At 34.9% G+C, this 8,522-nt stretch carries 9 protein-coding genes; all 9 read right to left on the reverse strand.

Features of this window, described 5'->3' with window-relative positions; translation table 11 throughout:
• Positions 1-9: 9 nt before the first annotated feature.
• Positions 10-858, reverse strand: coding sequence for a ParB/RepB/Spo0J family partition protein (locus HT586_RS12290; RefSeq protein WP_203545898.1), 849 nt, complete (start codon positions 856-858; stop codon positions 10-12).
• Complete coding sequence (locus tag HT586_RS12295; RefSeq protein ID WP_096077764.1) at positions 851-1,612, reverse strand: ParA family protein; 762 nt, start codon at positions 1,610-1,612, stop codon at positions 851-853. The genes HT586_RS12290 and HT586_RS12295 overlap by 8 nt, the downstream gene beginning before the upstream one ends.
• Before the next feature lie 112 nt (positions 1,613-1,724).
• Positions 1,725-2,570 carry a nucleoid occlusion protein gene (gene noc / locus HT586_RS12300; protein ID WP_096077763.1) on the reverse strand — a complete coding sequence of 282 codons (846 nt, stop codon included), beginning with the start codon at positions 2,568-2,570 and terminating at the stop codon, positions 1,725-1,727.
• 47 nt (positions 2,571-2,617) lie between these two features.
• Complete coding sequence (gene rsmG / locus HT586_RS12305) at positions 2,618-3,334, reverse strand: 16S rRNA (guanine(527)-N(7))-methyltransferase RsmG (protein ID WP_096077762.1); 717 nt, start codon at positions 3,332-3,334, stop codon at positions 2,618-2,620.
• A complete protein-coding gene (mnmG, locus tag HT586_RS12310) occupies positions 3,335-5,209 on the reverse strand; it encodes a tRNA uridine-5-carboxymethylaminomethyl(34) synthesis enzyme MnmG (protein WP_203545899.1) in 1,875 nt (624 codons plus the stop codon).
• A 12-nt stretch (positions 5,210-5,221) separates the two neighbouring features.
• The gene (mnmE, locus tag HT586_RS12315) at positions 5,222-6,604 is read right to left on the reverse strand and encodes a tRNA uridine-5-carboxymethylaminomethyl(34) synthesis GTPase MnmE (protein ID WP_096077760.1); all 1,383 of its coding nucleotides are present in this window, start codon (positions 6,602-6,604) and stop codon (positions 5,222-5,224) included.
• Positions 6,605-6,735: 131 nt separating this feature from the next.
• On the reverse strand, positions 6,736-7,545 hold the full coding sequence (jag, locus tag HT586_RS12320) for an RNA-binding cell elongation regulator Jag/EloR (RefSeq protein WP_238999257.1): 810 nt from the start codon (positions 7,543-7,545) through the stop codon (positions 6,736-6,738).
• Positions 7,546-7,566: 21 nt separating this feature from the next.
• The gene (rnpA, locus tag HT586_RS12325; protein WP_096077758.1) at positions 7,567-7,914 is read right to left on the reverse strand and encodes a ribonuclease P protein component; all 348 of its coding nucleotides are present in this window, start codon (positions 7,912-7,914) and stop codon (positions 7,567-7,569) included.
• Positions 7,915-8,017: 103 nt separating this feature from the next.
• Positions 8,018-8,155: a 50S ribosomal protein L34 gene (gene rpmH / locus HT586_RS12330; protein WP_041636245.1), complete on the reverse strand. Its 138-nt coding sequence runs from the start codon at positions 8,153-8,155 to the stop codon at positions 8,018-8,020.
• Positions 8,156-8,522 lie beyond the last annotated feature (367 nt).

Below are 8,522 nucleotides of genomic sequence, written 5' to 3' on the forward strand. Positions count from 1 at the left end.
AACATTCACCTACTGTGTATTCTCTAACAATGCAATAAGACGATTAAACTCTTCTTCAGAAGTAAACTCAATTGCAATTTTTCCTTTTTTACGCGATTTAGAAATTTCTACTTTTGTTCCTAAATGACGTTTTAAGTTTTCTTCATGTTTCACAAGAAACACTGGTTTTTTCTTTTCTTTCTTCGGCTTAGCTTCTGTATGATTTAAATCTTTAATATATTTCTCTAGTTCACGCACGCTCATCGATTCAGCGATTACTTTTTTAGCAACTGTAATCATTTCTTCTTCTGATTTTAGGCCGAGTAGTGTACGTCCGTGTCCGCCTGAAATCTTCTTCTGATCAATTAAATCTTTAACCGCCTGTGGTAAATTCATAAGGCGCAGCATATTCGCAATATACGGTCTTGATTTACCTAATCGGTCAGCTGTTTCAGCTTGTGTTAAATTTAATTTATCCATTAGAAATTGATAGCTTTTCGCTTCCTCCAGTGGATTTAAATCTTCACGCTGTAAATTCTCTATCACTGCAAGTTCCATCATTTGTGTATCAGTTAATTGCTTAACGATTGCCGGAATCTTTACTTTACCTGCTAATTTACTTGCTCTAAAACGTCTTTCACCTACAACAATGTCATAACCTTTCACTGACTTACGTACAACGATAGGTTGCAGTACACCATGCATCTTAATCGATTTACTTAATTCGTTCAATGCCTGCTCATCAAATTCATGACGCGGCTGATATGGATTTGGTCGTAATTCTGAAAGATTGATATCTTCTACTAATTCATCCTGTTGGTTTTCCTGGAAAAGTGCATCTAAGCCCCTTCCTAATCCTTTACCTAATCCTCTAGCCATGGCGTACAACCTCCTCAGCTAAGCTCTTATAAGTCTTCGCTCCCGTTGAACGGGCATCGTACACACTGATTGGTTGTCCGTGAGATGGTGCTTCTGATAATCGTACGTTACGAGGAATAATTGTATCGTATACTTTTTCACCAAAGTGGTCTTTTACTTCTGCAATCACATCATTACCTAAATTCGTACGTGCATCCAGCATCGTTAATAATACACCTTCAATTTCAAGCGATTGATTTAAATGACGTTGTACTAAACGAATTGTGTTAAGTAATTGACTCAAACCTTCTAGCGCATAGTATTCACATTGTACAGGGATTACGATCCCATTCGCTGCAGTAAATGAATTGATTGTCAACAAACCTAATGAAGGTGGACAATCAATGATGATATAATCAAAATCAGTTTCTAACTCTTTAAATGCATATTTTAAACGTACTTCCCTGCTCATCGCAGAAACTAACTCAATTTCAGCACCAGCTAATGCAATATTAGCTGGAATAATATATAAGTTTTCAACCGCTGTTTCCAAAACACATTTATTGATATTCACATCTTCAACAAGCATGTCGTACACTGAATTTTCTACGTTATTTTTATCTACACCAACACCACTCGTGGCATTACCTTGAGGATCGGTATCTACTAATAAAACTTTTTTACCAAGTTCTGCTAATGCAGCACTTAAGTTAACTGAAGTTGTCGTTTTACCAACTCCACCTTTTTGATTTGCGATGGCCAATATTTTTGTCATCAATATTCTCTCCTACTCATGTTTTTCATATAGTAACGATTATAACAATTTTATCGAAATTCTGCACAGACAATCCGTGAACAGAAAAAAGTGGATGAAAGTATCATCCACTTTATTGATTCATATCATTCTTAAATACTTTTATAGAAATTTCATAGAAATTTTCATACTCGGTATCTTTACGTTTTACTTTTACGCCGCTTTTCTCAACTGCTTTTAAACTTTCACCGATTGTATTGAATGCAAGCTTTAAATCTCTCGTGAAGCCAATACGTTTAGGTTTCACATCTTCTCCACCCAACAAGCGCTTAACACGTTCTTCTGTCTGCTTCACATTTAAATTTTGGCTTTTAATAATGTCCAGCATCTTTTTTTGCCCAACTTCATCTAAAGCAAGCAATGCTCTGGCATGTCGTTCTGTAATTTGCTGCTTGCCCAATGCATCTAAAATCGGTTGAGATAAACGTAATAGTCTTAACTTATTCGCAATAAATGACTGACTTTTACCTAAACTAGTCGCAAGATCCTGTTGTGTAATACCATCTAAGTCTAATAACTTCTTATAAGCTTCCGCTTCTTCAACAGCTGATAAATTTTCACGTTGAATATTTTCGATTAAAGCAATCGCAGCAGTTTCTTTGTCATTCATCTGTTTAACAATTACTTCTGTTTCAGCAGTGCTATTGAACTTTAATGCACGAAACCTTCTCTCGCCTGCAATAATCTCATACATACCTTCTTCAATTGGACGTACCACAATAGGTTGTAATAAACCATATGAACGAATGGATTCTGCTAATTCTTTAATCTTTTCTTCATCAAAAATTTGTCTTGGTTGATATCTGTTCGGTACAATACGTTCTACTGGAACTGTAACGACATTACCGTTCTGACGCTGTACATCAACATCTTCTTCTTTATCTTTTAGTCCAAATAACTTAGAAAAGGGTTTTTTCATATCAATCGACTCACTTTCACTTCAAAATACGATAACAATTTAGTATCTTACTTTAATAAAGGCTCTTTATTCGGTGTGCCTGGTTTGCGTGGATATTTTTTAGGTGTTTGACGTTTCTTTTCAATATCCAAAATATAACGCATACTATCTTCTTCTGGTAACGTTAAAGGATGATTATGAATTACTTCTCCACCTAAAATTGAAATTGCAAATAAACCTTCTTCCACTTCTATTTCACCTTGTGCACCTTTTAACGCTATAAAATGACCGCCTTTTTTAACAAGAGGTAAACACAATTCACTGAGTACTGAAAGACGAGCAACTGCGCGTGCTGTTACAACATCAAATGATTCACGGTACTCACCCTTACCAAACGTTTCAGCACGATCATGAATAAATCGAACGTTCGTCAAACCAAGTTCAACACTTAAATGATTTAAGAAGTTGATGCGTTTATTTAATGAATCAACGATCGTCACTTCAAGATGAGGGAACATAATTTTTAATGGTATGCTTGGAAACCCAGCACCCGCACCTACATCACAAATGGACTGAACCTTTGTAAAATCATAATAAAAACTTGGTGTAATTGAATCAAAAAAGTGCTTTAAATATACTTCTTCTTTTTCAGTCACAGCAGTTAAATTCATTAGCTTATTCCACTCTACTAAAGTTTCATAGTAAATTGCAAATTGTTTTTGTTGTTTTTCAGTGATAGTTAAGCCTTTTTCCTGTAATTTTTGTATGAATTGCGTCTCGTTCATCTAGTTCACCCTTTTAATTTTTCCCTGTTCAATATAGACTAATAAAATTGAAATATCTGCAGGATTCACACCTGAAATTCTTGAAGCTTGCGCAATACTTAAAGGTTTAACTTCCTTTAATTTCTGACGAGCTTCTGTTGCTAATGAATGAATATCATCATAATCAATATTTTCTGGAATTTTTTTATTTTCCATACGTTTTACTTTTTCAACTTGTTGTAATGACTTTTGAATATAGCCTTCGTATTTCGTCTGGATTTCTACTTGTTCTGCGACCGCTTCATCTACTGTGACTTCATTGTCTAAGAGTGTAACTACAGCGTTATAATCCATTTCAGGTCGACGTAATAAATCAATCGCTAAAATACCATCTTTTAAAGCAGCTCCACCACGTGAAGCAATCATTTCCTGTGTTTCTGCATTTGGTTTAATACGGGTATTTGTTAAACGTTTTATTTCCTCGGAAATAGCAGTTTTCTTTGCAATAAATTTAGCATAACGGGCTCCATCTATCAATCCTATTTCTTTTCCGATTTCCGTTAAACGTAAATCAGCATTATCATGACGTAATAATAGACGATGTTCAGCACGGCTTGTAAGTAGTCGATATGGTTCATTTGTACCTTTCGTTACTAAGTCATCGATTAAGACCCCAATATAAGCTTCGTGACGTCCTAAAATTAATGGTTCTTGATTTAATACTTTTGCTGCAGCATTAATACCCGCCATTAAACCTTGACCCGCTGCTTCTTCGTATCCACTCGTTCCGTTAATTTGTCCCGCAGTAAATAAGCCATCTATCTTTTTCGTTTCAAGTGTTGGCCATAATTGTGTTGGCACAATTGCATCATATTCAATCGCATATCCAGCACGCATCATATCTGCTTTCTCAAGACCAGGGATTGATTGTAACATTTGAAGTTGTACGTGTTCCGGCAAGCTTGTAGATAACCCCTGAACGTAAACTTCTTTCGTATTACGTCCTTCTGGCTCTAAGAAAATTTGATGACGAGGTTTATCATTGAAACGTACGAATTTATCTTCAATCGATGGACAATAGCGCGGACCTGTTCCTTTTATCATGCCTGAATACATTGCAGACAAATGCAGATTATCATCTATTACTTTATGTGTTGCGGCATTTGTATATGTTAACCAGCAAGGTAACTGATCTAAGATGAATTCAGTCGTTTCGTAACTGAATGCACGTGGTACTTCATCACCAGGCTGAATTTCAGTTTTCGAATAATCAATTGTATTGCCATTCACACGAGGTGGTGTTCCCGTTTTAAAGCGCACAATATCAAAGCCGATTTCACGTAAGTGATCTGCTAATGTGATTGATGGCATTTGGTGGTTTGGTCCTGAAGAATATTTAATATTACCTAAAATAATTTCCCCACGTAAAAAAGTACCCGTAGTAAGTACGACTGCATCAGCATAGTACGTTGTACCAATAATTGTTTCTACACCTTTAACTTTATCATCTTCAATGATTAAACGTTCAACCATACCTTGCATAATATCTAAGTTGGCGGTATTTTCTATAACATCTTTCATTTCTTGCTGATAAAGTACTTTATCTGCTTGTGCACGTAAAGCACGTACAGCTGGTCCCTTACCTGTGTTTAACATACGCATTTGAATATGCGTTTTGTCTATCGTTTTAGCCATTTGGCCACCTAAAGCATCAATTTCACGGACAACAATTCCTTTTGCAGGACCGCCTACCGATGGATTACATGGCATAAAAGCAACTGAGTCCAAATTAATTGTCAGCATTAAAGTCTTTGCACCTCTTCTCGCTGCAGCGAGTCCCGCTTCAACACCTGCATGACCTGCACCAACAACAATTACATCATATCTTTGTTCCAAAATATTTCCTCCTTATTTTCCTAAACAGAACTGGCTAAATAACTGATCGATTAAGCCATCTGCAACAGATTCACCAATTACTTCTCCAAGTAACTCCCATGTTTTTATTAGATCGATTTGAATCATATCTATCGGTACACCACTTTCAGCAGCAATAATAGCATCACTGATCGATTGTTTTGCATCCTTTAATAAACTAATGTGTCGTGCATTTGAGACATATGTCATATCTTGATTCGATACTGTTCCTTCAAAGAATAAATCACGAATCTTCTCTTCTAACTGTTCGATACCACTTTGGTCAACCATCGATGTCATCACAATTGGCGTATTTACACCAACCATTTGTTTCACCGCTTCAATATCTAATGCTTGTGATAAATCTGTTTTGTTAATAATAACGATAACATCTTCATTTTTAATAACTTCAGCAAGCTGATAATCACTTTCTGTTAATGCTTCATTATAATTTAAAACGTAAAGAATTAAATCAGCTTTGCTTAAAGCTTCACGACTACGTTCAACACCAATCTTTTCTACGATATCGTCTGTTTCACGAATACCAGCCGTATCTACTAAACGTAAAGGTACGCCGCGTACGTTTACATATTCCTCTAACACATCACGTGTAGTTCCTGCAATTTCCGTAACAATTGCTTTATTATCTTGAATTAAATTATTTAACATTGAAGATTTACCAACATTAGGTTTACCAACGATAACTGTTGATAATCCTTCACGTAAGATTTTACCTTGCGTACCAGTTTGTAATAATCCTTCAATGCTCGTCTTTATCTTTTCAGCTTCTGTTAATAAGAATTGATTCGTTGCTTCTTCTACATCATCATATTCAGGATAATCAATATTAACTTCGACTTGTGCTAGAATTTCCAGGATTGATTGACGCAATCCTTTAATAAGTGTGCTAAGTCGACCTTCAATTTGCTGCATCGCAACTTTTGACGCACGATCTGTTTTAGAACGAATAAAATCCATTGTTGCTTCTGCTTGAGATAAATCAATACGACCATTCAAAAATGCACGTTTTGTAAATTCTCCTGGCTCAGCTAACTTTGCACCATTAGATAATGTTAGTTCTAAAACACGATTAACAGTCATAATACCACCATGACAATTGATTTCAACAATATCTTCTCTCGTATAGGTTCTAGGTGCACGCATTACTGCCACCATTACTTCTTCAACAATGTCATTTGTCTCAGGATCAATGATATGACCGTAATTTATCGTGTGTGAATCCACATTAATTAATTTGTGCTTACCTTTATATATCTTGTCTGCAATATTTATCGCTTCATCTCCAGAAAGTCTAACGATAGCAATGGCGCCTTCTCCCATCGGTGTTGAAATACTTGAAATTGTGTCGAATTCCATACATTGATCCTCCTTTAAATGTCCATTTGTTGATTGTAGTTTGAAATGTTAAAAATGAAAACACTTTTGCTTTAAATAAACAGATTAACTCTAAAAACTTAATGTTTTTAGAGTTAGTCAGAGTTATAGAATTAACGTGCTTTAATGACTAAATAACGATGAGGTTCACGACCTTCAGAATATGTTTCGATATTCTCAATATTGGTCAATATTTGATGCATAATTTTTCGCTCATAGTTCGGCATAGGCTCAAACTTTACCGGTTTACGTGTAGCAATTGCTTTTTTTGACATATTTAAAGCGAGATTTTGTAACGTTTCTTTACGTTTCTCACGGTAATTCTCGATATCCAGCGTCACAGTCATATAACCTTTTTCAATATGGTTATAATAATTTTGAGCAAGCAACTGCAGACTATTCAATACTTGTCCACGCTTTCCGATAATTCGTCCAGCTTCACTTGATTCCAAATTAATCACAACTTCACTATTATTCTTAAAGCTACTTGTAGCAGAAGTATCAATACCCATTTCCTGAATAATAGCAGTGATATATTTTTCAGTTTGATTCAGTGCATCTGTTTTTGCTTGTTGTTTTGATAGCGACTCTTTTTCAGTAGTAGCAAGTATAACTACATCAATAACCTTTTTATCGTCCGATTGTTCATGGTGCACTCGTTCTGTATTAGTCGTTTGTTCTTCTGTTTCCTGAGTTAAGTGTTCACTTTTATTTTTAACAGCTTCAATAGTAGAAAGTTTCTTTAATTCAGGGTCAATTACAGTAAGTTTCACTTCTGCATCAGCTTTGCCAATACCAAAAAAGCCTTTCTTTCCTGGGTGGATAACATCAATCTTTACTTGTTTTTCTTGCAGGTTTAATTCATCAAGTCCTTGTTGAATTGCAAGTTCAACAGTACTGGCTATATAATTTTTCTCTAACACAGGCATACCTCCATCATAAGATTAACTGATTCTTTTATTAAAACCTTTCGCAATCTTCATGACATGCTCAAGACTCTTATGAATTTCTTCAACTGTCATATCTTTTGAAGGGTTTCTGGCAATAACAATAAAATCATCTTTAATGATATCTTGTTTATGGCGCGTAAAACTTTCTCTAATCGCTCTTTTTATACGATTACGTGTCACAGCATTGCCAATTTTTTTTGACACTGAAATGCCTAATCTAAAATGCTCATTTTCCTGATTATTGAGTCTATAGATGATAAATTGCTTATTAGCAACGGACTTACCTTGTTTATAAACTTTTTGAAAATCATCATTTTTTTTGATTCGATATGCTTTTTCCACGATACACCAACTTCTATCACTAAATAGATACTTTTATTCATTATACTAGAATACAGACCTGTTTTAAACAAAATAAAAAAGACCACTGAAATGTTCAGTGATCTTATGCTGATAATACTTTTCTGCCTTTACGACGACGACGCGCTAATACGTTACGGCCGTTTTTTGTGCTCATACGTGCACGGAATCCATGAACTTTACTATGTTTACGTTTATTTGGTTGATAAGTACGTTTTACCACTAAAAACACCTCCATTAATTTATATTTCATCTATCGAATTTCGTCTAGTGATTTACAGTAACTATTGAAGTATATCAAAAGCAACCTCTAAAATCAACCTCTTTCTAGTTAGAAGATTGAAAGAAAGATATCCACTTATCCACATTTATTCACAGATTTTTGTGGATAATCATAAATCATATTTAACTTGTTCCATAGTTATTCACATCCTGAATCACATATCCAACTTTACTTTTAAAGTGCAATGTGGTTAAGTATATGTTTGTGGATAAGTCGATGTAACACTTGATATTATAATCTTTTTTTGATAAGATTTTGATATATTTCCTGTGGATAAAGAATTAGTTTATGATTTTATCCACATTTT

The sequence above is a fragment of the Macrococcoides bohemicum genome (assembly GCF_016865215.1).
GTDB classification, from domain to species: Bacteria; Bacillota; Bacilli; order Staphylococcales; family Staphylococcaceae; genus Macrococcoides; species Macrococcoides bohemicum.

Coding starts and splice junctions, on each gene's coding strand:
- HT586_RS12290 (WP_203545898.1), bottom strand. CDS start 858: ATGGCTAGAGGATTAGGTAAAGGATTAGGAAGGGGCTTAGATGCACTT.
- HT586_RS12295 (WP_096077764.1), bottom strand. CDS start 1,612: ATGACAAAAATATTGGCCATCGCAAATCAAAAAGGTGGAGTTGGTAAA.
- noc (WP_096077763.1), bottom strand. CDS start 2,570: ATGAAAAAACCCTTTTCTAAGTTATTTGGACTAAAAGATAAAGAAGAA.
- rsmG (WP_096077762.1), bottom strand. CDS start 3,334: ATGAACGAGACGCAATTCATACAAAAATTACAGGAAAAAGGCTTAACT.
- mnmE (WP_096077760.1), bottom strand. CDS start 6,604: ATGGAATTCGACACAATTTCAAGTATTTCAACACCGATGGGAGAAGGC.